The organism is Rhodococcus sp. IEGM 1406, assembly GCF_030056745.1.
Taxonomy (GTDB): Bacteria; Actinomycetota; Actinomycetes; order Mycobacteriales; family Mycobacteriaceae; genus Rhodococcus_F; species Rhodococcus_F erythropolis.
This window is the reverse complement of record NZ_JASHKO010000001.1, coordinates 1,536,217-1,562,945: the sequence shown is the minus strand read 5'-3', so window position 1 is coordinate 1,562,945 and position 26,729 is coordinate 1,536,217. Positions and strand designations below refer to the sequence as shown.

General features: G+C 62.1%; 26 protein-coding genes. 13 read left to right on the top strand and 13 right to left on the bottom strand.

Features of this window, described 5'->3' with window-relative positions:
• Positions 1 to 30: 30 nt before the first annotated feature.
• The gene (gene pgi / locus QM596_RS07560; RefSeq protein ID WP_021345178.1) at positions 31 to 1,686 is read left to right on the top strand and encodes a glucose-6-phosphate isomerase; all 1,656 of its coding nucleotides are present in this window, start codon (positions 31 to 33) and stop codon (positions 1,684 to 1,686) included.
• A gap of 1 nt (position 1,687) precedes the next feature.
• On the opposite strand, the gene QM596_RS07555 is transcribed toward pgi, so the two are convergent.
• The gene (locus QM596_RS07555; RefSeq protein ID WP_020970361.1) at positions 1,688 to 2,500 is read right to left on the bottom strand and encodes an FAD:protein FMN transferase; all 813 of its coding nucleotides are present in this window, start codon (positions 2,498 to 2,500) and stop codon (positions 1,688 to 1,690) included.
• Between the two features lie 892 nt (positions 2,501 to 3,392).
• Here QM596_RS07555 and QM596_RS07550 point away from each other — a divergent pair.
• The gene (locus tag QM596_RS07550; RefSeq protein ID WP_019744761.1) at positions 3,393 to 3,836 is read left to right on the top strand and encodes a helix-turn-helix domain-containing protein; all 444 of its coding nucleotides are present in this window, start codon (positions 3,393 to 3,395) and stop codon (positions 3,834 to 3,836) included.
• Positions 3,837 to 3,849: 13 nt separating this feature from the next.
• Here the strand turns inward: QM596_RS07550 and QM596_RS07545 are convergent, their stop codons facing one another.
• From QM596_RS07545 to QM596_RS07535, 3 genes are read right to left on the bottom strand one after another with little or no spacing between them, the layout of a single operon-like run.
• The gene (locus tag QM596_RS07545) at positions 3,850 to 4,668 is read right to left on the bottom strand and encodes an ABC transporter permease (RefSeq protein ID WP_283308531.1); all 819 of its coding nucleotides are present in this window, start codon (positions 4,666 to 4,668) and stop codon (positions 3,850 to 3,852) included.
• Positions 4,628 to 5,479 carry an ABC transporter ATP-binding protein gene (locus QM596_RS07540; RefSeq protein ID WP_021332293.1) on the bottom strand — a complete coding sequence of 284 codons (852 nt, stop codon included), beginning with the start codon at positions 5,477 to 5,479 and terminating at the stop codon, positions 4,628 to 4,630. The genes QM596_RS07545 and QM596_RS07540 overlap by 41 nt, the downstream gene beginning before the upstream one ends.
• Position 5,480: 1 nt before the next feature.
• A complete protein-coding gene (locus QM596_RS07535; RefSeq protein ID WP_283308528.1) occupies positions 5,481 to 5,957 on the bottom strand; it encodes a MarR family winged helix-turn-helix transcriptional regulator in 477 nt (158 codons plus the stop codon).
• A gap of 124 nt (positions 5,958 to 6,081) precedes the next feature.
• On the opposite strand from QM596_RS07535, the gene QM596_RS07530 reads away from it, so the two are divergent.
• Positions 6,082 to 6,585 (top strand): COG4315 family predicted lipoprotein, encoded by a 504-nt coding sequence (locus tag QM596_RS07530; RefSeq protein ID WP_283308525.1) that lies wholly within the window; start codon positions 6,082 to 6,084, stop codon positions 6,583 to 6,585.
• A 3-nt stretch (positions 6,586 to 6,588) separates the two neighbouring features.
• Here QM596_RS07530 and QM596_RS07525 read toward each other — a convergent pair whose 3' ends face one another.
• Both QM596_RS07525 and QM596_RS07520 read right to left on the bottom strand, forming a co-directional pair.
• Positions 6,589 to 7,911, bottom strand: coding sequence for an NAD(P)/FAD-dependent oxidoreductase (locus QM596_RS07525; protein ID WP_003946361.1), 1,323 nt, complete (start codon positions 7,909 to 7,911; stop codon positions 6,589 to 6,591).
• A complete protein-coding gene (locus tag QM596_RS07520) occupies positions 7,911 to 8,663 on the bottom strand; it encodes an SDR family oxidoreductase (protein WP_019744767.1) in 753 nt (250 codons plus the stop codon). The genes QM596_RS07525 and QM596_RS07520 overlap by 1 nt, the downstream gene beginning before the upstream one ends.
• A gap of 82 nt (positions 8,664 to 8,745) precedes the next feature.
• Between QM596_RS07520 and QM596_RS07515 the strand changes: the two genes are divergently transcribed.
• Genes QM596_RS07515 through QM596_RS07505 form a run of 3 tightly spaced genes read left to right on the top strand, consistent with a single transcriptional unit; the run spans position 8,746 to position 13,183 of the window.
• Positions 8,746 to 10,155 (top strand): dihydrolipoyl dehydrogenase family protein, encoded by a 1,410-nt coding sequence (locus tag QM596_RS07515; RefSeq protein ID WP_205906600.1) that lies wholly within the window; start codon positions 8,746 to 8,748, stop codon positions 10,153 to 10,155.
• A gap of 29 nt (positions 10,156 to 10,184) precedes the next feature.
• Positions 10,185 to 11,714: a carboxylesterase/lipase family protein gene (locus tag QM596_RS07510; protein WP_283308522.1), complete on the top strand. Its 1,530-nt coding sequence runs from the start codon at positions 10,185 to 10,187 to the stop codon at positions 11,712 to 11,714.
• Positions 11,711 to 13,183 carry a carboxylesterase/lipase family protein gene (locus QM596_RS07505; RefSeq protein ID WP_283308521.1) on the top strand — a complete coding sequence of 491 codons (1,473 nt, stop codon included), beginning with the start codon at positions 11,711 to 11,713 and terminating at the stop codon, positions 13,181 to 13,183. The genes QM596_RS07510 and QM596_RS07505 overlap by 4 nt, the downstream gene beginning before the upstream one ends.
• A 7-nt stretch (positions 13,184 to 13,190) precedes the next feature.
• Here QM596_RS07505 and QM596_RS07500 read toward each other — a convergent pair whose 3' ends face one another.
• Positions 13,191 to 13,616: a hypothetical protein gene (locus QM596_RS07500; RefSeq protein ID WP_003946354.1), complete on the bottom strand. Its 426-nt coding sequence runs from the start codon at positions 13,614 to 13,616 to the stop codon at positions 13,191 to 13,193.
• Entirely contained in the window at positions 13,613 to 14,203 is a 591-nt protein-coding gene (locus QM596_RS07495; protein WP_283308518.1) for a helix-turn-helix domain-containing protein, read from the bottom strand. Before QM596_RS07495 ends, QM596_RS07500 begins: the two co-directional genes overlap by 4 nt.
• 164 nt (positions 14,204 to 14,367) lie before the next feature.
• Here QM596_RS07495 and QM596_RS07490 point away from each other — a divergent pair, with 164 nt between their 5' ends.
• From QM596_RS07490 to QM596_RS07465, 6 genes are all read left to right on the top strand, one after another.
• On the top strand, positions 14,368 to 15,153 hold the full coding sequence (locus QM596_RS07490) for an aldolase (protein ID WP_060938212.1): 786 nt from the start codon (positions 14,368 to 14,370) through the stop codon (positions 15,151 to 15,153).
• Between the two features lie 33 nt (positions 15,154 to 15,186).
• The gene (locus QM596_RS07485) at positions 15,187 to 16,089 is read left to right on the top strand and encodes a dihydrodipicolinate synthase family protein (protein WP_019744773.1); all 903 of its coding nucleotides are present in this window, start codon (positions 15,187 to 15,189) and stop codon (positions 16,087 to 16,089) included.
• A 59-nt stretch (positions 16,090 to 16,148) separates the two neighbouring features.
• Positions 16,149 to 17,009 carry an SDR family oxidoreductase gene (locus tag QM596_RS07480; protein WP_283308514.1) on the top strand — a complete coding sequence of 287 codons (861 nt, stop codon included), beginning with the start codon at positions 16,149 to 16,151 and terminating at the stop codon, positions 17,007 to 17,009.
• The gene (locus tag QM596_RS07475) at positions 17,009 to 18,802 is read left to right on the top strand and encodes a DEAD/DEAH box helicase family protein (protein ID WP_133727904.1); all 1,794 of its coding nucleotides are present in this window, start codon (positions 17,009 to 17,011) and stop codon (positions 18,800 to 18,802) included. The genes QM596_RS07480 and QM596_RS07475 overlap by 1 nt, the downstream gene beginning before the upstream one ends.
• A 227-nt stretch (positions 18,803 to 19,029) precedes the next feature.
• Positions 19,030 to 19,506 carry a nitroreductase/quinone reductase family protein gene (locus QM596_RS07470; RefSeq protein ID WP_283308512.1) on the top strand — a complete coding sequence of 159 codons (477 nt, stop codon included), beginning with the start codon at positions 19,030 to 19,032 and terminating at the stop codon, positions 19,504 to 19,506.
• Between the two features lie 57 nt (positions 19,507 to 19,563).
• The gene (locus tag QM596_RS07465; protein ID WP_283308511.1) at positions 19,564 to 20,343 is read left to right on the top strand and encodes a DUF427 domain-containing protein; all 780 of its coding nucleotides are present in this window, start codon (positions 19,564 to 19,566) and stop codon (positions 20,341 to 20,343) included.
• A gap of 48 nt (positions 20,344 to 20,391) precedes the next feature.
• On the opposite strand, the gene QM596_RS07460 is transcribed toward QM596_RS07465, so the two are convergent.
• A complete protein-coding gene (locus tag QM596_RS07460) occupies positions 20,392 to 21,624 on the bottom strand; it encodes an MFS transporter (protein WP_283308509.1) in 1,233 nt (410 codons plus the stop codon).
• Positions 21,625 to 21,696: 72 nt separating this feature from the next.
• Here QM596_RS07460 and QM596_RS07455 point away from each other — a divergent pair, with 72 nt between their 5' ends.
• Positions 21,697 to 22,572 (top strand): LysR family transcriptional regulator, encoded by an 876-nt coding sequence (locus QM596_RS07455; RefSeq protein ID WP_283308508.1) that lies wholly within the window; start codon positions 21,697 to 21,699, stop codon positions 22,570 to 22,572.
• On the opposite strand, the gene QM596_RS07450 is transcribed toward QM596_RS07455, so the two are convergent.
• The 4 genes from QM596_RS07450 to cobF all read right to left on the bottom strand — a co-directional run bounded on the left by QM596_RS07450 (position 22,565) and on the right by cobF (position 26,673).
• On the bottom strand, positions 22,565 to 23,431 hold the full coding sequence (locus QM596_RS07450) for an Fpg/Nei family DNA glycosylase (protein ID WP_019744780.1): 867 nt from the start codon (positions 23,429 to 23,431) through the stop codon (positions 22,565 to 22,567). The two genes, QM596_RS07455 and QM596_RS07450, sit on opposite strands and share 8 nt — an antisense overlap.
• Before the next feature lie 40 nt (positions 23,432 to 23,471).
• Complete coding sequence (locus QM596_RS07445) at positions 23,472 to 24,647, bottom strand: GGDEF domain-containing protein (protein ID WP_020908671.1); 1,176 nt, start codon at positions 24,645 to 24,647, stop codon at positions 23,472 to 23,474.
• Between the two features lie 43 nt (positions 24,648 to 24,690).
• Positions 24,691 to 25,857 (bottom strand): GGDEF domain-containing protein, encoded by a 1,167-nt coding sequence (locus QM596_RS07440; RefSeq protein WP_020908672.1) that lies wholly within the window; start codon positions 25,855 to 25,857, stop codon positions 24,691 to 24,693.
• A 75-nt stretch (positions 25,858 to 25,932) separates the two neighbouring features.
• Positions 25,933 to 26,673 carry a precorrin-6A synthase (deacetylating) gene (gene cobF / locus QM596_RS07435; RefSeq protein WP_021332282.1) on the bottom strand — a complete coding sequence of 247 codons (741 nt, stop codon included), beginning with the start codon at positions 26,671 to 26,673 and terminating at the stop codon, positions 25,933 to 25,935.
• Positions 26,674 to 26,729 lie beyond the last annotated feature (56 nt).

Here is a 26,729-nt window from a genome sequence, read left to right as displayed (position 1 = left end):
TTCCAGCTTGTGCCACTAAAGTCGATGATCGTGAGCACTGACATCACCGGAACCTCAGCCTGGCAGAAACTGCGCGCTCATTACGCCGACATCGAAGGCGTTCACCTGCGAGAACTCTTCCAGGACGATCCAGCCCGCGGGCGAGAGCTGACGATCGACGCCGGTGATCTTCACATCGACTACAGCAAGCATCGCGTCAGCCGCGAGACTCTCGCGCTACTCGTCGAGTTGGCCCGCGAGGCCGGCGTCGAGGCACGACGCGACGCGATGTTCGCGGGCGATCACATCAACAGCTCGGAAGACCGAGCCGTGCTGCACACAGCACTGCGTCTGCCGAAGGATTCTGCTCTGACCGTCGACGGTCAGGACGTCGTCGCGGACGTTCACGAAGTTCTGGACGCGATGGGCGCTTTCGCGGATCGGGTGCGCAGTGGCGAGTGGACGGGCGCCACCGGCAAGCGCATCCGCACCATCGTCAACATCGGCATCGGCGGTTCCGACCTCGGGCCCGTGATGGTCTATCGCGCGCTACGGCACTACGCGGACGCCGGGATCAGCGTTCGGTTCGTCTCCAACATCGACCCGGTCGACCTGGTCGGGCAGCTCGACGACCTCGATCCGGAGACGACGCTCTTCATCGTCGCGTCCAAGACGTTTTCCACCCTCGAGACGCTCACCAACGCGACGGCGGCAAAGCGTTGGCTGTTCGCCGGTCTGGGCAGCGAAGACGTCTCGGCCGTAGCCAAGCATTTCGTCGCAGTCTCCACCCATGGTGATCGCGTGGCGGAGTTCGGCATCGACACCGCGAACATGTTCGGATTCTGGGATTGGGTCGGCGGGCGCTACTCCGTCGACTCGGCGATCGGACTGTCGGTCATGTGCGCCGTCGGACCCGTTCGTTTTGCCGAATTCCTCGACGGTTTCCACCAGATCGACACGCACTTCCGAAACCAACCGCTCGAGCAGAACGCGCCGGTACTCCTCGGGCTCATCGGGCTCTGGTACTCCAACTTCTTCGGCGCTCAGTCCCGCGCAGTGCTGCCCTACTCCAACGACCTGTTGCGCTTTCCCGCGTACCTGCAGCAGCTGACCATGGAGTCCAATGGCAAGTCGGTTCGCGCCGACGGCTCACCGGTCACCACGTCCACCGGTGAGATCTTCTGGGGCGAGCCGGGGACCAACGGCCAACACGCGTTCTATCAGCTCCTGCATCAGGGCACGTGGCTCGTGCCCGCCGATTTCATCGGCTTCGCGGAATCCACCGACGATCTGCCGACGGCGGACGGCACCGGATCCATGCACGATCTGCTCATGAGTAACTTCTTCGCTCAGACAAAGGTTCTCGCGTTCGGCAAGACCGCCGAAGAAATCGCTTCAGAGGGCACGGCCCCGGAGTTGGTGCCGCACAAGGTGATGCCAGGCAACCGGCCTTCGAGCACCATCCTGGCCAAGGAATTGACGCCCTCGGTCGTCGGTCAGTTGATCGCACTCTACGAGCACCAGGTATTTGTCGAAGGTGCTGTGTGGGGTGTCAATCCGTTCGATCAGTGGGGCGTCGAACTCGGCAAGACGCAGGCACTGGAACTGGGACCTGCACTCTCATCCGAAGAGGCACCAGGCGACCTCGGCGACACGTCCACCGACGCACTCGTGCACTGGTACCGCAAGGAGCGCGGACGGGCCTGATTCACGCGGCTGCAGGGCCGAACCAACTCTCCGTCGCGTACACACGTCCGGATCGGTCGACGAGCCGAGCGCGAAGCTCTTGCTGTTCAACCCATTTGATGGCGCTGATACCCCGGATCAACGCTGCTTCGCTCGCGGCGTACGCCCACACCGCGTCGTCCGCGATCACCGAGACTTGCGCCCACTCCGTGGAGGGACGCTCCTGGTTCGGCTCCCAGGAGGGCAGCTCTACCGCCCGCGCCGTCGCCATCGCGGTTCCGTTGATCAGTTCGACTTCCTCGCTGCCCGGTACCGGAATCTGCCAGCCACCGGCCGGTGCATGGCCGGCCGTGGCGATCACGTCGCCGATCCGTACGGCAACACCACATTGCAGTTCGGCAGCCACGATCTGCGCGGCGCGATCGACGGTGTCTGCCTTGGCAACTCCGGTGATGTCGAACGACGCACCCCAGGGCGCGTACACCACGTCGCCGTCGAGCTGTACGTCCTCGAACGTCGGGGTCGGGTGGACCGGAGGGATGGACTCGTCCTCGGAGTAGTTGTCGGCAAGCGGATTGACTGCGCCGCCGGTCATACGGGCCGCCCACAGCGCCGACCGCAAGAGAGCAGACATACGCCGAGTCACTTTGACCGGAGTTCCCTGAGCAAGGTTGACGGCGTGAATCTCGGCGTCGCCCCGGCGAAGGTCGCACACCGCCTCGGTCTCGTCGATGGCAGCTGCGATCAACGCGTGCGCAGTGGGCAGCGCAGCGCCTTCGGTGACATCCACCTCCACGGCGGAATCCCACATCGCCCACTTCTCGACACTGACCATGTCAGTCCTGCCCTTCGAACACACCGCGTTGTAACCAGTATGCGCCGGTCAGCAAGCCCCGTGCCATAAGCCGCTTCCGAGGCCGAGGCACGCATCCTGCAGGAGGAGCAGCGCACGGCAGGGGCTGATGGTAGATCTGTGCGACAGAATTGCCGCCCTCCCTGTGCAAGCCGCGTAGTCCTTCGAAGGGTCCTGACACGCACCCGATGTCGACGGACGTCGACTACTACCGGCGCAGCGGGCTATTCCGATCCGAAAGACGCAGAGGCGACGCTCGACATGTCGTGCCGGGACGCTGCGCCTCGAGCTCGGTCTGCCGCAAAACGCGTCCGGGCGACGCTGATATCACCGCAGGAGATAGCGGCGACTGACGAGAAGCACTGTGTTCCAACGTCGATGACATACCAATCGGCCGCTTTCGACGCGCGTGACTTTCGACAGGTCGACACACCTGCCCGCTCACTCTCGAGTGCCGAGAAAAATACGCGCCCATCACTACGCGCGAGCGTCGAGCAGAGCACCGAGAAGGAGTTCCGAACACGCGGCGCGCCAACCGCCGGAGAGAGTGACGCCCGGCGCCCGGCGGCAGTGCTCGCACGTTACAGACAGGGCCACGATGCATCGACGCAGCTACATAGGACCGGCCGAAAGAACCTGCAGCGCAACGGCGTAACCACCGACATTTTGCTTATACGCCACCCGCACGCCCGTTGGCAAAACGAACGGTCAGTACGCGGCGTAAATCACATACTTTACAAAGTCTTTGGAATCTCTCCGCGCCAAATATCCGCAGGTGAAAGGACTTTCGACCGGAGTCCAGAATAACCGTGTCGTCTACTATGTGAAAACTGCGAAGTAGCTGTGACGCTGGGTCACGCTCGAGGGAGGAATTGTGACCGATTCATTCAAGGACCGCTTGAACGCCTTGTACCCGGCCACAGCACCGAGACTCACCAACGCACAAGTTGTGGAAGCCCTTTCACAACGCGGATGCAAGATTTCGACACCGTACCTCTCTCAGCTCCGGAGCGGTGTGCGCACAAATCCGTCAGAGCAAGTCGTTTTGGCATTGGCCGATTACTTCGGCGTAGCAGCAGAGTACTTCTTCGGCCCGACGCCTCGCCAAGATCCCGAACTGATTCCGGAAGAAGACCGTTCGGTTGTCGAAGAGTTCCACGACAGCGAATTGCGTTCTCTGGCTATGAAAGCGGTCGATCTCTCCCCTGAATCGCAGGACCTACTCTCGTCGATTGCGGAGAAACTTCGCTCGTCCGAAGGACTCCCGGCCGTACCTCCGGATTGCAGCACGTACGCCCCACCGTTCACTCGTGACTGATCCAGCGCGAAGATCAGCGAGTCAAGCGGCCCAATAGTGCCGAGGCGGTGACGATTCCGAGCAGCGCTGCCCCGATCAGCACGCCGAAGTCGACGACATAGTTGGTCGGCATTCCGATGAGTAGACCGCGCAGTGCTGACACCTCGTAGCTCAGCGGGTTGATGCGGCTGAGCCACTGAACCCACGTCGGCATGAGTTCGACCGGGTACAGCGCGTTGGACGCAAAGAACAATGGCATGGTGATTGCCTGCCCGATGCCCATCAATCGATCTCGTTTGAGCACGATTCCCGCGATCGCAACCGACAAGCAGGCAAAGAACGCGGAACCCAGGACAACGACCAATACGACCCCGAGCAGTTTGAGCGGGTTCCACGTCATACTCACGCCCAACAGCGCCGCCACGATGACGACCACCATTGCCTGGGCGACTGCGCGGATCCCGGCGGCGAATGCCTTACCTGTCACCAATGCTGCGCGCGGCGTCGGCGTGACCATCAATTTGGTGAGGACTCCCGCGTCACGGTCCCAGATGATCTGGATTCCGTAGAAGATCGCAACAAAAAGAGCGGACTGCGCAATGATGCCGGGCGCGAGAAAGTCGAGATACGGTACGTCGCCAGTGGGGATCGCTCGGATATGACTGAACGTCTGGCCGAAGATCACCAACCAGAGGATCGGCTGGATTGCGCGCGTGACCAATTCAGATCGGTCGTGCCGCAACTTCTGAACTTCCACGAGGCAGAATGTGTAAATTCTCGAGAGCAATCGAGCGAAACCGTTGGTAGTGGGATCAGCCCAAGCGGCGCGCTGTGCGACGGGCACTGCGGACATCGCGGAGACCTCCTGACTTGTCGCCGGTGAGATCGTCGCCGGTGTAGTGACGGAACACGTCTTCGAGAGTGGCCTCCGGCCCCAGTTCGGCGGCCAACGCGCTCGGCTCGCCCACCGCTCGAAGTTCACCGTGATGCATCAACGCAACACGATCACACAGCTCCTCGGCTTCTTCCATGTAGTGCGTCGTGAGCAGCACAGTCATGCCGTACTGCTTCTGCATCTCCGCCACTCGCTGCCAGACGGATTCGCGGGCAATGGGATCCAGCCCCACCGTCGGTTCGTCGAGTACCAGCAACGACGGTCGGTTCACCAGCGCCTGCGCAAGTTCGAGACGTCGCACCATACCGCCGGAGAAACTCGACGCCAGACGATCACCTGAATCGAGCAGGTCCACCATCTCGAGCGCCTGGTCGACGCGCTCGCGTCGTTCGGACCGCGGAACGTCGTACAGTCTCGCGAACCAGGTCACGTTCTCGCGTGCGGTCAATGCGCTTTCGATCGAGAGCTGTTGTGGCACGTACCCGAGGTAGCGCCGAATGGTCATCGCCTCGGTACGAACTGAGCGACCGAGAATCCGAATATCACCGTCTTGCAGAGGAAGTAACGTGTTGAGCAATCTGATCGTCGTAGTCTTTCCTGCACCGTTGGGACCGAGCAGGCCGAAGCACTCCCCCGCGTTGATGACCAGACTCAGGTTGTCCACCGCGCGGTGGTCGCCGAACTTGTATGTAACCGAGTCGATCTCGACCGCGTGTGCGCCGGGGTCGGGTGAACCTGCCGCTCGGCTCTTCCACCACTGTGTCAGCATCTCACTGCCCCTCACCTTCTGATCCGGCTGCTGCCAGAGCGCTCGCCAATCGCGACAGGGCTGGTAGCGCAGCCTCGATCCTCGCCCTGTCTTCTCCGGCCAGACTCGACAATGCCTGACCGACAATCACACTCCGGCGATCACGCCACACTTCGACGCGGGCGCGCGCCTCGTCCGAGAGGACCAATCGCGCGACGCGTCGATCAGCCTCGTCGGCAACCCGTTCGATCACTCCATCGTCGACGAGCTGCCGAACCAGGGTGGACACCGTGTTTGCCGCGACACCCAATCGCCCGGCAGCCTCAGCCACCGACAGACCCGGGTTGCGCCGTAGCAGCCTGACGAGTTCGATTTGGGCGCCGCCGAGCGGTCGTTCTGCAAACGGTCGCCCCGATGCCTTCCTCGTGCCTCGACGCAATTGCCCGAGCGTCTCCAGGACATCATCCGAAAGCCTGTGATCTGCTCCGATTTCATCCACACCTCACAATAGCTCTGTAACAGAGCTATTGTCGAGGAATCCGGACGCCCGGCGTTTTCAGCTCGTCCGCAACGGGTATCCCCGATTGCTTGTCCCGAGCACTCCCGCCCAGAACGGAGACGTCATGCGCAGACAGTGGTTGTTCGCGACGGTTGCGAGTAGCGCCCTGATCCTCACCGGTTGCTCGCCCGACGCCCTCGATTCCGGGGACAGCGCAGACAACGTCACTGCCATTGCGACGTCGCTGTCGCCACCCGCCGCCGCTGATGCACCCCTGCTGAAGACCGCCGACTCCCCACTCGGGACGATCGCCGTCGACGGCGAAGGCATGACCGTCTACGTCTACAACCCGGACGAGGAGAACTCACAAGCCGGGTCGTGCGACGAAGCGTGCCTGCGTTACTGGCCGGCGGTTACCTCGGTCACGGATTCGCCGGTCGTCGAAGGAATCGACGCCGTCATCGACACTGTCGACGGGCCTGAAGGATCTTTCCAGATCACCGTCAACGGCAAGCCCGTCTATCGGTACCTCGACGACAAGGTTCCCGGAGACATGCTCGGACAGAGCGTCGGCAGCCTGTGGTGGATGATCGACGCCGCCGGAAACCCCGTGTTCAAGACTGAGTAACCCTCAGTTGTACGGCTGCCGCGCGGTTTCGGGGTCGCCGTACGTGATTGCCCGTTCCCGACGCGTTTTCGACGCCAGGGTTGCGCCCCAGTTCAGCACCGTGCTGGCGCGATTGCGGAAACCCGCGAGGAACGCGATGTGGATGATTCCCCATGACACCCATCCGATGAACCCGGACAACTGGACCGGCCCTGCCTGAAGCAACGCGTGGCGTCGCGAAATGTAGGCCGCGGTTCCAAGATCGCGGTACTTGAACGGTTTTCGGCTGGGCACGCCGTTTTCCACGGTTGCAGCGATCCGGGCACCGGCGTGCCGACCACCCTGCATCGCGACCTCGGCCACCCCGGCAAGTTTGTCCCGCGACATGAGGTCGCCCACCACGTAGACGTTCGGGTGGCCGGGAACGGTCAGATCGGCTTCCACCTCGATGCGGCCTCCGCCGACCTGCTTCACACCCAGCGCCGTGGCCAGTGCCTCAGCGAACGGCACTGCTTCGACGCCCGCGGTCCACAGAATCGTGCGGGTCTCGTACTGCCGCTTCTCTTTTGTCTTCTTGTCCGTCGTCTCGATGCTGGTCTCGCACACGTCGGTGACGTGCACGCCGAGGTGAGTCTCGACGCCGATCCCGTCGAGAGTACGTTTGGCTGCGGCCGAGAGCTTGCGACTGAACGAAGGGAGCACCCGATCGTCGCCGTGGAAGAGCAGTACCCTTGCCTCGTCCGGGTCGATGGACCGGAACTCGTTTGTGAGCGCGTGCATTGCCAATTCGCGGATCTGTCCGGCTAATTCGACGCCGGTGGGTCCGCCGCCCGCCACGGCGAATGTCAGCCACGGTCGACGTTCTTCCGCTGTCGGGAGCGATTCGGCCATCTCGAACGCAGCAATGAGACTGCGTCTGATCGCCAAAGCGTCGTCGAGGGTTTTCATGCCGGGCGCCCATTTGATGAACTCGTCCTGACCGTGGTACGACTGGCGCATTCCAGCCGCCACGATCAGGTAGTCGTACGGCAATTCGAAGGTCGACCCGTCGAAGCGACTGGCAGTCAGTATTCCGGCGTCCGCGTCCACCGACTTGGCCTCGCCCAGAACGACGTTCGTGTTCTTGTTGTCCTCGAGCAGATGACGCAACGGACTTGCGATCTGCCCTTCGGAGAGCAGACCCGTGGCGCACTGGTAGAGCAGTGGCTGGAAGACGTGGCTGGTCCCTCGGTCGATCAGAACCACCTCGACGTCGGCCTTCTTGAGTCGTCTCGCTGCGTACAGTCCACCGAAGCCGCCACCGACGATCACTACTCGGGGCTTACCGTTCGAGATGTGGATGCTCATCAGACAAACCTCGCTGTCACGGAGTTGGGCAGGAATCGTAGGGCCGCATCTATCCCTTGCCACTTGAGGCCGGGTAGCGCCGCTCGGGTGGTTTCCTTCTCGATGGCGTCGACCATGGCACTGACGCCTTCGTCCAAACTGGCCATGAGCGCTGCGTCGTCGCCGGCGCCGGCGGACATGTCGGTCTTGATGAAGCCCGGCAGCAGGGTGGTGACGCGAATAGGTGTGCGCGCCAACTCGATACTGAGCGCCTCACCCAGAGCCGCTACCCCGGCCTTGCTTGCCGAATAGGCCGCTTTTGGCCCTGGCAGCCCCCGATCGGCGCTGATCGAGGACACGAGAACGAGGTGTCCGGCGTCCTGCGCGCGGAATATCTCGAGCGCAGCTTCACACTGCGACAGCGCGCCGACAAAATTCGTCTGCGCTGTTGCAAGATTCGCGTGCGCTTTTCCGGTTCCGATCTTGGCGCCCTTGCCGAGCCCGGCGTTCACGATCACCCGGTCCAGGCCACCCAACTCGTCGCGCAGCTCACCGAAAACCCGGACGACGGAATCGTGTTCGGTCACATCGAGTTCGCGCACTGCGACGCTGATCGACGGGTACTGCGCCACCAGCTCCCCACGCAGCGTGTCGAGACGATCCGTCCGCCGGGCACACAACGCGAGGTCGCGACCGGCCGCGGCGAATCTCCTGGCCATCTCCTCACCCAGACCCGAACTGGCGCCGGTGATCAAAATCTTCTGCCGCGTCATGGGTGCAACTGTAACCATCATCGAGTTCTCGTACCCGGCGGTAACCGAGCGAACTCGGACCGATCCGACATACCGTGGAGGCATGACCGACGAATTCGATGTCATCGTGATCGGCGGTGGGCCCGCCGGCGAGAACGCCGCCGCGTACGCCATCGCCGGAAGTAATCGCACCGCCGCAATCGTGGAACACGAACTGGTCGGCGGTGAATGCTCCTATTGGGCCTGTATGCCCAGCAAGGCACTACTGCGCCCGGGGCAGGTCCTCGAGGCGGCCGACGCCTTGCCCGGGATCCCGGCCGGACCGCTGGACGTCGAGGCCGTCCTGAAACGGCGCGACTCGTTCACCCACAACCACGACGATTCGTCCCAGGTCGACTGGGCCACCTCCGCGGGAATCACCGTGATCAAAGGCCACGGGGTGATCGACGGCGAGCGCGCTGTGACCGTCGACGGGACCCGTAAGCTCCGCGCCCGCCAAGCCGTCGTACTCGCCACGGGCACAACTGCCACTGTCCCGAAGACGCCGGGGTTGCGTGAAGCACTCCCGTGGACGTCGCGCGATGCGACCAATCTCCACGAGGTTCCGTCGCGGGTGGCGGTCATCGGCGGCGGAGTCGTCGCAACGGAGTGCGCAACGTGGTTGTCGTCGTTCGGCGCTCACGTGACGCTGCTCGTGAGAGGCGATGCTCTGTTGAAATCGGCAGAACCGTTTGCCGGAACGATGGTTGCCGAAGCACTCGGCGCCCGCGGCGTCGACGTTCGACTGAGCACCGCCGTCAACTCGGTGTCGCGACCCGACGCCAAGGACACCGGTGAGGGCCACATCCACGGTGGACCCGTCAGCATCGAGACCTCTTCCGGTGTGATCGAGGTCGACGAGGTCATCGTCGCGGCGGGCCGCGGGCCGACATCTGCCGATCTCGGCTTGTCCGTCATCGGCCTCGAGGACGGCAAGTACGTCACCACTGACGATCACCTCTGTGCCCAAGGTGAGTGGCTCTACGCCGTCGGCGACATCAACGGTCGCTCTCCCCTCACCCACATGGGCAAGTATCAGGCGAGAGTCTGCGGAGACGTCATCGCCGCGCGGGCCGAGAGCCGCGGACTCAGGGGACCTCGGTACACGGCGTCGGCGGACAACGGACAGGTCCCGCAGGTGGTGTTCACCTCACCCGAAATCGCCTGGGTGGGACGCACCGAGAAGAAAGCTCGCGACGACGGCTACGACGTCGAAGTCGTGGAGATCGACCTGGCCGTCGCAGGATCCTCGCTGTTGCGCGACGACTACTCCGGGCGCGCGAAGTTGGTCATCGACAAGGCCACCGAGGTGATCCTCGGCGCTACTTTTGCCGGGCCCGAAGTATCCGAACTGGTGCACGCGGCGACAATCGCGGTCGTCGGCGCCGTCCCACTCGAAACTCTCTGGCATGCGGTGCCCTCGTATCCGACGGTCAGTGAGGTCTGGCTTCGATTGCTGGAGGCTCGCCGCTGACGCGATCCCGAAGTACGTATAGTCGCGACATGGCGTCCGACATACTTGTGACCACGGCCGACGGCACCCTACGCGGCCGCCGGGTGGGAAAACTTCGTGCCTGGCGCGGAATTCCCTACGCCCGGCCGCCGGTCGGAACACTGCGTCTGACGCGGCCACAGCCGGTCACACCATGGACCGGAGAACGCGACTCGACCAGGTTCGGCGACGCCTCGGTCCAGCACAAGAAGGGGCTGCTGCTTTCGCCCGGGAAGTACCAGCCGAGCAGCGAGGACTGTCTGACACTCAACGTGCTCGCTCCAGCGAACGCCGGTAACACCCCGCTTCCGGTCATGGTCTTCATCCACGGTGGGGCAAACACCATCGGGACCTCGGCTACCGGCTTGTACTCCGGTGCGTCCCTCGTCGAACGCGGCGACATCGTCTACGTCTCGATCAACTACCGCCTCGGTGCTCTGGGGTACCTCGATTTCACACCCTTCTCCACGGCCGAGCGGGCATTCGATTCCAACCTCGGACTGCGCGATCAGGTCGCGGCCCTGCAATGGGTGCAGCGCAATATCGCGGCCTTCGGTGGGGATCCTGAAAAAGTCACGATCTTCGGTGAATCCGCCGGAGCCACTGCCGTCACCACCTTGATGGCTACTCCGGCTGCCAAGGGACTGTTCGCTGGTGCGATCGCCGAGAGTTCGGCTCCGGATCTAGTCTCGAGCACGCAGCGATCGCACGCCTGGGGTGCGCGTTTCGTCGAGATCCTCAATTCCGGTCTACCGCCCGCGAAGGCTTTGACCTCGGCGACTGCCGTCGAATTGGGCCGAGCAGGCAGCAGACTCGGTGCCGAGGTACTGGCGAATACGCCTGGACTACATCCCTTCGGTCCAGTCGTCGACGGCGACTTCCTGCCGCGCTCCCCCTTGGACGCATTCAATGAAGGATCGGCACACCAGGTTCCGATGATCATCGGCACCAACAGACGGGAGGGAACGCTGTTCCCGAAGGTGCTCGACGCACTCCCGACCAACCCGTCGCGCATCGACACCATGTTCGCTCTCACCGATCCCGAGGCCGGAAAGCGCATCCTCGCAACCTATCCCGGCTATCCCGACGAGCAGTCCGCGATCGATGTCGGTGGAGACGTCACGTTCTGGCACCCTTCAGTGGAGTTGATGCAGGCTCACGCACAATCGGCGCCGACGTACGCCTACCGATTCGACTTCGCGCCGACGATGATGCGTTGGCTCGGCCTCGACGCCACTCACGGTTTCGAGATGTTCGCGGTCTTCGGTATCGGCGACACCCTTGTCGGGCGCGGCCTCACCCTTCCCGGCGGTCGGCGCGGACTGCGCGCAGTCACCGAATCTGTTCAGGGACACTGGCTTCACTTCGCCAAGCACGGCTCGCCGCGTGGGTCGTGGCCGCGTTACGACGCGCAGGAGCGTAGGACCATGATCTTCGACGAGATCGTCCGCGTCGAGAACGATCCCAGACGTGAACAACGCTTGGCCTGGTCGGGATACAGCGGTTACCGTAGCCACGGCACCGACATCTCCCTACCGTGACGAGCCCCCTCGAGATCACTCTCGATTCCGGGGTCGTACGCGGGCGCCTCGATCGAGGACTGCGCACCTGGCGAGCAATCCCCTACGCAGCGGCCCCGACCGGCCGCTGGAGATTTCGCGCACCACGGCCGGTCGAGGCTTGGAATGGTGTCCGCCCGGCGGAAGCATTCGGCTCTCCGTCTCCGCAGCGCAAGAGCAACTTCGACGAGAACTCACTCTTCGTCAATGTCGTGGCCCCGCAGGTACCGTCGGATTCGTTGCGACCGGTCATGGTGTTCATTCACGGCGGCGCGTACAACGGCGGGAATCCGTCGACGCCCATGTACCGCGGAACGAGCCTGGTCGAACGTGGCGACATCGTCTACGTCTCGATCCAATATCGTCTCGGCGCGTTGGGCTACCTCGATTTCAGTGAGTATTCCACTGCTGAACAATCATTCGACACGAACCTCGGATTGCGCGATCAGATCGCCGCGCTGACGTGGGTCCAGCGCAACATCGCCTCCTTCGGTGGCGACCCGAACGCCGTCACCGTCTTCGGTGAATCGTCCGGCGCCAACGCTGTCACCACTCTGATGGCAACGCCCGCGGCCCGAGGGTTGTTCGCTCGGGCCATTGCTCAAAGTCCGCCGGCTGCTTCGGCATACGGAAAGGATCGAGCGCAGCGATGGGCGCGCGAGTTCCTCGAGATCGCAGACGCACCGGAAACCGATCCTGCCTCGTGGCTGCGCTCCGCTTCGGTGAAGGAACTGGTCGACGCCGGCGAAGAACTTGCGCGACGCGGCGCGGACGAAGAACCCGGAACACGGGCATTCGCCCCTGTAGTGGGTGACGACATTCTTCCCGAACACCCGCTCGACGTGTTCGCCGCCGGACGGGCCCACCCCGTTCCGCTGCTCGTCGGTTCGAATCTCCATGAGGGGCGGATCTTTCCGCGCGTTCTCGACATCTTGCCTACCAACCCGGTTCGGATCGAGAAGATGTTCTCCCACACCACCCCTGAAGTGAAAGCACGTGCGCTCGCGGCGTATCCCACGTATCCGCATCGTTTCGCTGCCGCCGATCTCGGCGGCGACATCACCTTCTGGGAACCGGCAATACTGTGCGCACAGGGCCATTGCCAGGTAGCTCCTACCTACAGTTACCGCTACGATTTTGCGCCTCGCCTGCTCAGACTCATCGGCATGGGCGCTACCCATGCCACCGAATTGCTTGCGGTCTTCGGCCGTTCGGATGCACTCACCGCGGCCTTGACCGCGGTCGGTGGACGTCGCGGACTGGCCGCGGTGACCTCCACCGTGCAGCGCCACTGGATCCATTTCGCCCGACACGGAGTGCCGGACCAGGATTGGCCCGCCTACTCCGTCCCGGAGCGGCAAACGATGATCTTCGACGAGACGTCCAGAGTGGAGAACGACCCGATGGGTGAGCGTCGACGCGCCTGGATCGGCTACGAGCACCGACGCTGAAGCCCGGTCAGAAGAACTGGCCTTTCACGAAACCTGCGAGCAGGACCGCGAATCCGCCCACCTCACCGAGAATCAGCAGGAACATTCCGAGGTGCAGGGGCGGACCGGCGGACTCGAACTGATTGTCGGTGTCCTTCATCGCACCGTGAGCGATGTAGCTGAAAATCGCTGCGAGAAAGAAGAACACGACCACTGCGGCACTGGTCAGGTTGATCCACGTCGGCCACGCACTGAGTTCGACGAACACCGCGATCAGCAGCGTCGCAAACGAGTACATCAGGGCTGCGCGGTGGGCGATGTCGACATACGGATGGGCGAGGTGATTATCCGAGGTGGCCATCTGTCGGTACTTCCAGATTCCCAGGCACAGGGAGAGAAGGAAGATCAGACCGGCCGCGAGCAGCGTCAGTGTCGTGTCGATCCCCAGGGTCATCTGCTCACCCCGCAGTGCGCTTCCAGTGAGTCGCCGCTGGGTGATCCAGTCGAAGGATTGTCGTAGACGACAACCAGCACCACCGCACGATCTGCCGACACCGATCGCATCCGGTGTGGCGTATTCGCGTCGAAATACAGGCTGTCGCCGGCGTCGAGGTGCATCGTCTGTCCGGGGATTTCGAATTCTACGGATCCGGAGTGCACGAACACGAACTCCTCTCCCGTGTGGTCCATGAACTTGGGACCCATCGCCGACGCCGGATGAACCACGAACGGCTGCATGGCCTTTCCGACCATGGAGGGCGCGATCGGATCGTAGACGGAAGACTGCACGGAGGAAGCCGGGTCGATCACGCGGTCCTTGGCGCGCACGATCGTCATGGCATTGCCCTCCATACTGTCCGAGAACAGTTGTCCCACATCGGCATCGAGCACCCGTGCAATTTTGAGCGCCACCGCGATCGACGGGGTACTGATACCCCGCTCGACCTTCGAGAGATAGCTCTTCGTCAGACCGGTCTGCTCGGCCAGGCCCTCGAGCGTCAGACCGGCGCGACGCCGATGTGTTCGCAAAAACGCTGCCATTCGATTCCCCTCACGAGACTTTGTGTCATCACCCTACCAACACATTGACCTGCGACGATCACCGGCGCTCGTCCTGAGGGTTGCACATTTCCGTCTTATATGACACTTTGTGTCCTATAGGTGACTGAATGTCATTGATACCGGGCCCGAGAAAGGCACACCCCATGACCGACACGATGCATGCGAGCAAGCAAGAACTCATGGCCACCGCCGAGACGAAAATGCTCACCGAAGTAACCACAGGCAGTTGGACACTTCGACAGAAGATCGCACTGACGTGCCGCGCACTGTCGGACGCCGGCCACGATTCCGGTCTCGCCGGCCAGATCTCCGCCCGCGGCGTGCAGCCTGGCACGTTTGTCACCCAGCGACTCGGCCTCGGGTTCGACGAGATCACCGAGGACAACCTCCTGCTCGTCAACGAGGATCTCGAAGTCCTCGACGGGGAGGGCATGCCGAACCCCGCCAACAGGTTCCACAGTTGGATCTACCGCGCCCGACCCGACGTCAACTGCATCGTCCACACACACCCACTGCACGCGACGGCGTTGTCGATGCTCGAGATTCCCCTCGTCGTCTCCCAAATGGACATCGCGCCCCTCTACGACGACTGCGCATTTCTCGCCGACTGGCCCGGAGTTCCCGTGGGAAACGAAGAGGGCGAGATCATTTCGGCTGCGCTCGGCGACAAGCGGGCAATTCTGCTCGCCCACCACGGCCAACTCGTCGTCGGCAACACGGTCGAAGAAGCATGCTCCCTCGGGCATCTGATCGAGCGGGCCGCGCGGCTGCAGTTGCTGGCAATGGCTGCCGGCGACATCAAGCCGCTACCGCCTCGCCTGGCGAAGGAGGCTCACGATTGGACACTGACCCCTCGGCGCAGCGAGGCGAACTTCGCGTACTACGCCCGTCGGGCTCTCCGCAATCATCCCGACGCACTGACCAACTGAATTTCGTTTCCCACCAACAGAACAGAGAACCCCATGAGCAGCACAATCAAGGGAATCGTCGCCTACCCCATCACCCCGTTCGACCGGGACACCGGAGCATTCGATCCCAAGCCGCTACACACGCTCCTCGACAGCATGATCAGCAGTGGTGTCGACGCGATAGCCCCACTCGGCAGCACCGGCGAGAGCGCCTATCTCGACGACGCCGAATGGGAGTCGGTCGCCCGGGAAACTGTCGACTACGTCGACCGACGGGTCCCCACCGTCGTCGGAGTGTCGGATCTGACGACGGCGGGAGCACTCCGCCGAGCATCGATCGCGGCAGACGCCGGCGCCGACGCAATGATGATCCTCCCCACGTCGTACTGGCATCTGGGTGAGCAGGAGATTCGTGAACACGTCAGTGCGGTCGCCGATTCCGTCGACATTCCCACGATGATCTACAACAATCCCGCGACCACAGGGATCGACATGTCGCCGGAGTTTCTCGTCGACCTCGTCTCCACCGTCGACGGCATCACGATGATCAAGGAATCCACCGGCGACATCACCCGCATGAACCGCATCAACGAACTGAGTGGTGGCACTATCCCCTTCTTCAACGGCAGCAATCCTCTTGCACTGCAATCTTTCTCTGCAGGCGCAAGCGGATGGTGCACGGCAGCACCGTGTCTGGCCCCCGAACAGGTGGTGCACTTCTGGCGTCTACTCGAATCCGGTGATCGGTCGGGTGCCGCCGCTGTGTTCGAACAGATCGAGCCACTACTGAAGGTCCTCGTCAGTCGCGGACTGCCGTCGACGGTCAAAGCCGGGTTGGAATTTCTCGGCGTCGACGCCGGCCTTCCCCGCCGGCCCCTGCTGCCCCTAGACGACAACACCAGGACAGCTTTGTCCGACGCTCTGTCGGTGGCTCGCGGTGTAATCGTCGCGTCGTGACCTGACGTGGGAGTGGGTTCCGGCAAGATGGGATGCACACCGACCGAAGGAGGGGCACCATGTCCGTAGATTCACGGTCTGCGAGGATCGCCGTCACCGGCGCTACCGGTCATATCGGCGGACTGGTTGCCCGGTCGTTGGCCGACGCCGGTGTCCCGCAGCGACTGATCGCACGGTCGGTCAACCGATTACCGCAGCTCCCCGGTGCCGATTCGGCCGAGACCACGTACGGGGATCAGGAGAGCGCTCTCGCGGCTCTGGCCGGAATCGACACCCTCTTCATGGTCTCGGCGGCCGAAAGCGCAGATCGCCTGGATCAGCACCGCACCTTCATCGACGCCGCAGCGGAGGCCGGGGTCAGGCACATCGTCTACACGTCTTTCCTCGGTGCCGCTCCGGACGCGACGTTCACGCTCGCTCGCGATCACTGGATCACCGAGGAACATATCCGCGCTTCCGGACTCGCATTCACCTTCCTGCGCGACAGCTTCTACCTCGATTTCCTACCCGCTCTCGCCGGTGAAGACGGTGTGATCCGCGGACCCGCAGGTGACGGTCTTGTCGGCGCGGTAGCGCGGTCCGACATTGCTGCCGTCGCTGTGTCGGTTCTGCAGGATCTGGATTCTCATGTCGGACAGACGTACAACCTGACCGGACGCGAGGCACTGACGCTCTCCGAGGCCGCGAGCATCATCACCCAGGTCACCGGCAAGCGGACCACGTACGTCGAGGAAACGCTCGAGGAAGCCTACGAGTCGCGGGCGTCGTACAACGCACCCGATTGGGAGCTCGATGCTTGGGTGTCGACGTACACCGCAATCGCGCAGGGTGAATTGGCGATGATCACGAGCACCGTGGAGGACCTTGTCGGCCGGCCTGCGCTCACGCTGCGTGAATTCCTCACAGCAGAAACCGCCTGATGCCACCACGCAAAGCAACCACGGCACGCAAGGCTGCCGCAAAGAAAGCTGCACCGAAGAAGGCTGCTCCCAAGAAGAGTGCAACCAAAAAGACCGCCGCAAAGAAGACTGTCGCAAAGAAACGATCACGCGCTGTGATGCCCGACGTTCCGACAGCTGCTCCGGGCGAACGAGTCTGGCTTCTCGACGTACCCTTTCGGACGCCGGCGCCTGGTGCGCAGTTCGTCAAGAAATGGAAGAGCTACGCGTGGGTCGGCACGGAGTTGCCTGTAGAACTCGCTCCGTTCAAGGCACTCCCCTTCTCGTATCAGCAGTGGGTCGAGGACGACATCAATGACAGCACCGGCGAACGCCCGGTTGCTGCACCCAAAATTCCTCGGCCCGAGCAGGTTTCGGGGGCTGCGGCCGTCGTCGACGCTGCTCGGGCCGGCAAACGCGGATTTCTGTTGGCAGACAATGCCGGCCTGGGTAAGACGCTGATCGCAGTGATGTCGGCCAAGACGATTGCCGAGGAACGCGGCGAAACCAACATCCTCGTCCTCGTCGATCGACCCGCACAGATCACCATTCCGCATTGGCGCTATTCCATCGCATCGGTGGGCGATGGCGGATTCCGCTGGCTGATCATGTCGCCTGACCAATTGAAGAAGCTGATCGCGCGAAACGGCCGTCCCAAGTACACCTTCGGTGTGGTGATCGCGGACGAGGCCCAGCTGTACAGCAACGACACACAGCGCACAGCTGCCTTCGAGAAGGTTGCGCGCTTTTCCAATTCACACGAGCAAGCGCCGTTCGTCCTGTCCGTGACAGCAACACCGGGACATACGCCGGCAGATCAGCGTTACCTGGCGCCGCTTTTTGCGCAGCTGCATTCAGAACCTTCGGAGTACTGGTCCGACCTGGGTGCCAGGCTTGTCGAGTCCGGCCTTCCGCTGGACAAGTCCTACGGGAAGTGGACGTGGAGCGCAGAGGCGAAGGAATCAGCGACCCTGCAATCCCAGGCGCTCGAGACCGTGCGTGGATGGATGTCGAACAGCAAACCGCCCTTGATGATTCATCGACCGACTCCGTGGGGACCCGTTCCGCTCGACGGTATGCCGATCGACCTCACGCATGCCCAGCGCGCCGAGTACGAGACCGAGTGGGCCGAGTACGCCTACGAAATGGGATTGGCCCGCAAGAGCCGCAACATCGCGCGGGGCCGTGCGCTTGTTCTGCGCTATCGACAGAAGGCGGGCATGATCCGCGCCGAATCGACGGCCCAGTGGGCGCAGGCGCAGGTCAAGGCAGGCAAACAGGTGCTGGTGGCCGTCGAATTCGTCTCCACGGCAGGCGATCCACTGGTCGAGATGATCGAAGACGCCGGGATCTCGGTGGCAAAACTGTTCGGCGCGGTGCCGGACAAGGAAGGTCAACGTCTGCGGTTTCAACGCGGGGATGCACCGGTCATCGTCTTCAATGTCACGACCTCGATCTCGCTCCACGCCAACGAAGCACTCCCCGACGGCACTCACGCGTCCTCGTTGCCACGGACGGGAATCTTTCATCAACCGCGATACTCAGGGATCGCGGCAGAACAGACATTCGGTCGGTCACACCGCGACTACCAGACGTGTCCATGGGTCATACCCTTCGGCGTGGGCACCAAGGAAGAGGACGTCGCCACGGTTATGTTGCGCAATCTCAATTCGGTTACAGGTCTGAAAGGTGGTGATCGATCCGGTCTGCGGTCGCTGTCCGAACTGCTCGGCGTCGAGTGGCTAGAGCCCGATGTCTTGACCACGGAGGCTTGACCTCGGAGTCTTGACCACGGAGGCTTGACCTTCCAATGGCCGTCCAACGCGCGCACACGAACGGTTTCGGAGGTATGCCCCAATTCCACTCCACCAAAACCGAATTCGGCTGACCGCTTCATTCCTTTCGGGACCTTGGGACTCAGGTATCTGTGACCTGACGTGGCAGACTCTTTCGAGTCGAGGTGCACCAGCCTCGAAACAGTGCCGAGAAACCGAGGGGTCCTATGCGCAATATCTACCGGTCATTGATGCGCAATGTCGGCCATACACAATGGTTCTCGGATCTCGGCAAGGATCTGGTTCCGCTCGATCGAGCAGTGCAGAGAGCGTCGGGCGGCAAGCTCTCACTCGTCGGCGAGAACACCGTGACCCAGCTACTGCTCACCACCACTGGCCGCAAGACCGGCCGTTCTCGCACTACGCCAGTTCTGTACGCACCCGACGGCGATGCGTTTGTCGTCGTCGGATCCAACTGGGGGCAGGATACGCATCCAGCGTGGACACTCAATTTGATGGCAAATCCCACCGCAATCGTGACAGTGAAGGGCGTCGAAATACCGGTAGGTGCGAGTCTGGCGGAGGGCGCCACGCGTAAGAAGCTGTGGAAGCTCGCGACCACCACGTGGCCACCGTACGAAACCTATGCCGATCGAGCATTCGGGCGCCAGATCCGCGTATTTCGACTCCAACCTGTCAAATAGCTGCTGCCGGGCGCAGGATGGGAAGGACCACCCTGCCGATCTCAGGAGCATTCGCGAATGTCCACAGCACTGACTCACGCAGAAGACACACAGATCACAGCTTCCAACGGGCGGATCGCACTGGAGCCGAACCCCCGCCGCATTCGAGCATTCTTCGCTGGTCACGCCGTCGCGGACACCACTCGTTCGGTGTACCTTTTCGAACGCGGCCGTCTGCCGATGTACTACATCCCTCGCGCGGACGTTCGCACCGAATTCCTCGTCCCGACGTCGACGACCACCCATTGCCCATGGAAAGGTGACGCCACCTATTGGACGATCGAGATCGGGGATCGCCGGGCCGAGGACGCCGTCTGGTCCTACCCTGAACAGTTCGACGGTTCCCTGGACCTGAGTGAGTACGTCGCGTTCTACTGGGATCGCATGGACGCCTGGTACGAGGAGGATCAACAGGTCTTTGTCCACGCCCGCAATCCATACGTACGTATCGACGCGCTCCCCTCGTCCCGACACGTCCAGGTTTTTGTCGGCGACGTACTGGTCGCCGAGACGACACGACCCAGACTGCTGTTCGAAACCGGACTGCCCACGCGGTACTACATTCCGAGAATCGACGTTCGCAGCGAGTACTTTGTGCCGTCCCCGACCACCACGGCCTGCCCGTACAAGGGCACTGCGTCGTATCTGTCCTTCACCGGCACAACCGAACTCGCACCGATCGCGGATCTGGCGTGGTTCTATCCGTTCACCACCGCCGAAGCGTCCGGGATCGACAACCACGTGTCGTTCTATCCCGAACGCGTCGGCAAGATCTTGGTGGACGGTACCGAAATCTGACAGGCGCCGAAATCTGACAGGTGCGGGGATCCGAGAAGGTGCGGGTGCCTATCCCACCGAGACAAGGGATTCCGGGATTCGCAGTTCAGCCTTTTCCAGCCGGCGATCGTGCATCCACACCAACGCCGTTGCAACGGAGAAGACCAACCCGGCGATGCATACTCCGTTCCAGCCGTACGACTTCCACACCATCGACCCCACAACCGAGCCCACGGCGGCACCCACGAAGTAGGTGGTCATGTACACCGAGTTCACACGCGAACGCGCTTCGGGGACAAGGGCGTAGATCACGTTCTGGTTGCTGACGTGCACTCCCTGCAGCGCGAGGTCGGCAAGAACTATGGCAACAAGAAACCACACTATATGCGTGGCACCGGAGGCAAAGGGAAGCCACGACACCAACAGAATCGCGATAGCTCCGCCCGTCGCCACCTGACCCAGTCCCCGATCGGCCAGTCTGCCCGCCACGGTCGCCATCAACGCTCCCGCCACGCCGAGTAGTCCGACCAGGCCGATTTGAGTATCGCTGTAGCCGAATTCGCCGGAGAGAAGAAAGGCCATTGTCGTGAAGACTGTGCTGACGGCAGCAAAAGCCAGCCCGCCCATGGCCGATCGAGTTCTCAGGCGCGGCAAGGTCGCAGCCGACTTCCCTACCGACGCGAGCGTCGCCCCGTAGCTTGCCTTCGGTCGATCGGCGGAATCGGAAGGCAGAGATCGCCACAGTGCCACGGCCATCACCACCATCAGAACTGCCGCAACCTTGTAGACCGTCGACCAACCTCCCAGTCCGGAGAGCACGCCGGCAACACTGCGCGCCAACAGGATTCCGATCAGCAGTCCGCTCATGATCGTTCCGACCACCTGACCGGACCTCTCAGGTTCGGCCAGTGAGGCGGCAAACGGAATCAGCACCTGGGCAGCAACCGAAAAGACCCCTGCCACTGCGATTCCCACGGCAAGCGTGGCAAAGTTGGGCGCAAATCCGCTGACCGCTTGACCCGTCGCCGCCAGCAGCATGAGCCCTACCGTCAGCTTGCGTCGGTCGACCATGTCGCCTACCGGAACCAGAAGTATCAATCCGAGTGCATACGCGACCTGTGCAATGGTCACCGTCGCGGCCGCTGCGGAGGCCGAGACGTTCAAGTGATCCGAAATGGAATCGAGAAGTGGCTGATTGAAGTAGTTACCGCCCGCGCACAGACCCGTCGCTGCAGCCATCAGCAGCACTATCGGTAGTCCGAGCCTCGGACGCGCGTCGCTTGAAATCATGTCGTCAAGCATGACCGCCCACACCGACGTGCGTCCAATAGATAGATATGCATGATCTATCTCCAGAAGCGATAGATTGGTGCAATGGAACTACGTCACATCCGCTACGCCCTGGCAGTCGCGGAAGACAGACACTTCAGCCGTGCTGCCGCGCGGTTGCACGTTTCACAGTCTGCGTTGAGCTCCCAGATCAGAGACCTCGAAAAGGAACTGGGAGTCGAATTATTCAACCGCAACAGTCGAAACGTCGGCCTGACTGCTGCCGGGGAGGTTTTTGTCGCCCGCTCCCGTGAGGTGCTCGGCGCCGTGTCGAGACTGGTCAGTGATGTCTCGGCACGGAGCAACGAGCAAGTGCGGCTGACGGTCGGCACCATTACCTCGGCGGGGCGCGTCGACGTCGGCCGTGCGCTGGCAGATCTGACACGCCGCCACCCTGCAATCAACATCACCGCGCGACCGTACGGCAGTGAAGTAGTTATCGAAGGAGTCCGGTCCGGCGCAATCGACGTCGGCATCGTCGGATTGGCCGCAGGCCGCTTACCCAGGAGCTTTGCCGCCGCACCGTTGTGGAGTGAACCCACCGCAGCGTTTGTTGCTCCCGACCATCCCTTTGCCCAGGCCTCGTCGATCAGACTCGAAGACCTACGGGATCACACTCTCGTGGACTTCGCCTCCGGCAGCGAGGCCCGTGTCCAAACCGACCAAGCCTTCGCCGAATCACAGGTCCCACGCGGAAAAACGCTCGAAGCCAACTCGGTGGACCTGATCTGTTCACTGACTGCCAACGGCCTGGGTGTCGGTTTGCTCCCCCAGTCCATGAGCGCCCTACATCCCGAACTGGTCTGTATTCCGATCACCGATGCCCCGCATCGGATCGTCCACGCAATTACCGAACCCACCCATTCGTCGGCGCTCGCCCGCGAATTCGTCGAATTACTCGCGGCGCAGTTCGCTACTTGAGCAGTTTCGACATTCGCCTGTCCGCCAACGGCTTACCGCCTGTCTGGCACGTCGCACAGTATTGAAAAGAACGCTCCGCGAACGACACCTCGCGTACGACGTCACCGCACACCGGACAAGGAAGTCCGGTGCGCGCATGTACTCGCATTCCCGAGCGTTTCTCACCTTTGAGTCGGGCCGCGTCCTGACCTTCCGAACGCTCGATCGCGTCGGCCAGCGTGGACCGCATCACGGCATACAGCGTCGAAATCTGCTCCGGCGTCAGCCTCGACGAGGTCGCGAAGGGCGAAAGTTTCGCGGTATGGAGGATCTCGTCCGAGTAGGCGTTCCCGATGCCGGCGATCAGCGACTGATCGACTATCGAGTTCTTGATCCGCGCCGACGTCCCGCCCAGAATCTCTGCGAACTCAGCTTCTGTCACAGCCATCGCGTCCGGCCCCAACCGGGCGATGCCCGGAACCTCCTGCGGATCGTTCACCACCCACACGGCGAGGCGTTTCTTGGTGCCGGCTTCGGTGAGATCGAATGCCGGCGTCAACCCTTCAGGTGTGAAGAAATGAACGCGCAGCGCCAACGGCCCCTTCCCCGGCTTCGGCGGCGTTGGCGACGGATTATCGAGCCACCGCATCCAACCGGCGCGGGAGAGATGCGTGACCAACCACAACCCGTCGCAATCCAGAGCCAGATGTTTCCCGAAGCGGGCGGCGCCCGTGACGTCACGCCCTTGCAAAGCCGTGATCGGCGGATCGAAGGTCTTGAGCACACTCAATGCAGCGATATCGACGCGTCCCACTACTGCGCCGACCGCGTGCTGACGAAGGAACCCTGCCAGCGCTTCCACCTCGGGTAGTTCAGGCATGGCATCAGACTAACGCCGACCACGGACACTCACCGTGTGCTCAGTCCGTTTCGGTCAGCAGAACCACCGAGTGTCCACCGCGCGCCTTCGCTGCGTACATCGCGCGATCTGCACGTCGCAGCAAAGTGGGATAGGCGATGAGTGCATCGTCCGGCGATTCGAAAGGACCTGCGACCTTCGCGATTCCGACGCTCAGGGCCACCTCGGAATGGCCGGGAGCAGTGACCGTTGATCGCTGAAGTTCTTGTTCGAGTCGATCGACCGAGCGTTGATCGCCCGAATCGACGATGATGAACTCGTCACCGCCGATCCGTGCGATCAAGGCCGCCGGGCCGGCGCATTCGACCAGTCTCGATCCGACCTTCTCGATCACAGCGTCCCCGACTGTGTGCCCGTACTCGTCGTTGATGGTCTTGAATCGATCGATGTCGACAGCGGCGACAACGACAAGCGCCGAATTGGCGTACGACCGCTCCAGTAACAGTCGCACCTCGTCGGCCAGTCCCCTCCTGTTGAGAAGTCCGGTCAGTGGGTCCAACTGCGAATTCAACGCATCGGTGCCGAGAATGGAGAAGATGAACTGACAGGCAAAGGGGATCACGTAGATCGCCGCGCCGACGAGAACTGTCAAAGCGACCAGAACCGGAACATCCGAATAGTTCTCGACAACGGAAATGCGCGTCACAATGCCGATGACTACGACGAATACCCACAACATGTGAAGGCTCTGTATTCGAGCATTGTGGAAGAACGCGATGTATCCGCCGATCACCGAGAACATCACGGCATGTGCCAGTGCCGCAAGTGGATTGGAATACAACAGCATTGCGGCCGCTATTCCCACTTCCGAATAGAGCACAAAGGCGTATGACCAGGAACGGGAGAGGTTGCGCCTCGTCGAGAGGGCGACAGCCATCATCACGGTTATGACGATGATGACTGCGTTCGCGGTGCGCGCGTGCGGAGTGGTCGGTCCCTGTGGACTGAAGCGAGTCAAGAACATGATCACGGTGACCAGCACCAACGAGCAGACGACAAGAAACCGCGAGGCGACGGTCAACCCTTTGTCCGCGAGATAGCGATTGAAGGTGTCGAATTGGTCCGGACGCCGATACCAATCGACAAGTTGAGAAGAGATCAGCCGGAATGCGGGACCCGAGAGCGGCCGTTGAGACGCGACGGCGTCCGAACGCTCCACACTCTCGGCAGATTCCATAAGGTCAGGGTAATCCAGTCAACTCCCCGCAATCAGACAATTCTCACTCTTTGCCGTCCCACATCACAACCCGATCGCCGCCGGCTGCCTTCGCGCGGTACATCGAGGCGTCTGCTACTCGAAACAGTTCCGTCAACTCCTCGTCGGAAATGATCGAAGACCATTCGGCAGAGGTGATCGCGACTCCGACGCTGGTCGTCACCGCCGGATCACGATCGTCGATTCGCAGGTGCCTTCGCAGATTGTCCTCGAATGCGGGCGCTGCACCGACGTCGATCGTGTCCACCAAGACGAACTCGTCCCCACCGAATCTGGCGAAGAGCGCCTTCTCGCCGCCGCACCACCGCAGTCGATCAGCAATCTGACGAAGTACGAGATCGCCTTCTTCGTGCCCCCGCGAGTCGTTGACGCTCTTGAACGAATCGACATCGACGATCGCGACGACATACGACGACTTGCTCGACGCATGCCCCGTTGCCCCCATTTCGACAACAGCTCGCTGCAGCCCGCGCCGATTCAGAAGGCCGGTCAACGGATCCACATCCGAACTGTCCGCGTCGGAGCCGAGAAGTGAGAGGACGAACTGGCAGGCGAACGGGATGACCACGATCCCGGTGGCGATGATCAGACACAGTGCGGTGGCCAACGCAGGATCCGCGTAGACCGCGACCTTTCGGCCGACCACTGCCAGAACCACGATGGACAGGGCGATGTGAATCGCCTGGAGTCTCGCGTTGTGAAAATACGCGATGTAACCACCGATCAGTATCAAGAGCACGCACTGGATCAACCCGATGAAGGGGTCGTTGTTCAAGAACACACCGACAAATACGCCGACCTCGCAGTAGGCGACAAAAAAGTACGACCACCGACGCGTGATTTCGGGCAGAAGGCAGAAGAGCACGATCACCGCGACCGTGACTCCGATGATGACGGCGTTGACGACGCTGGTGACGTGGTTGTGCACGCCCGCGTCGCTGAAGCGCAGCAGAGTCATCGCAACGATGACCGTCGTCAGGGAACCGATGACCAGCAATCGGACGGCTAGCTCCAGGCCCTTCGTGGCGAGGTATCGATTGAAACTGTCGAATTGATCAGGACGCCGATACCATTGAACGAGAAGGTCGAAAGCCGACTTCACAGCTGATTTTTCACGGCCACGCGGCGCGGGCAGAATCGACTGCAGTCGGTCCTGTCCGAACGATGTCATGCGCAGATCATAGGTGCGCAGACCGTCGTTCGGGATCAAGAGCGCAGGATCGAGGCCGCAAATCCACGGTCGGTGTCAGCGCCGAACGAGGTACGTGTCCATGATCCAACCGTGCTTCTCGCGCAGCTCCGCCCGGCGCGCGACGATCCGATCTTCGACGTCGCGCAGGTTGCCGGAAATCAACTCCTCGTCCGCGGTTCCGAGGTATGCCCCCCACCAGATTTCGGCATGGTCTTCGGCCACCTGAGTGAAGGTGCAATGCGCGTCGAGCATGACGACGGCGTTGTCCACGCCGTCGGGCAATCCCTCGGCCAGTTTGCGGCCGGTCGTGATGTGGATGGGTTCGCCGATTCGGTTGAGGACGATTCGGTGCTGTGCAGCCAACGACTGCACGCTGGTGATTCCCGGGATGACGGAGTAGTCGAACGTCACTCTCCCGCGAGCGAGCACGCGCTCGACGATCCGCAGAGTGCTGTCGTAGAGGGAGGGATCACCCCAGACGAGAATCGCTCCGACGCCAGGTTCGGCCGCGAATTCCGCTTCGAATTTCGCGGCCCGACGCTCGTGCCAGTCCTCGACAACCCCCTCGTAATCGGTCGGGGTTCGGTCCCGCGGCGGGTCCGTGATCTCGACCACCTTGTAGTCGAGGTGAACGTGCTCGTCGAGGATGCCGGTTCGCAAGTCGACCAGAGCCTGCTTCTCGTCACCCTTTCCGATGATGAAGAACGTATCGGCCCTGTTCATAGCCTTGATCGCCTGAACCGTCACCTGGTCGGGATCACCCGCACCGATACCGATCACCAAGAGTTCGCGCATGTGCCGAGGCTATATTGCCGTGCGCCTTTATTAACCGCGGGAGGTTAATAAAGGCG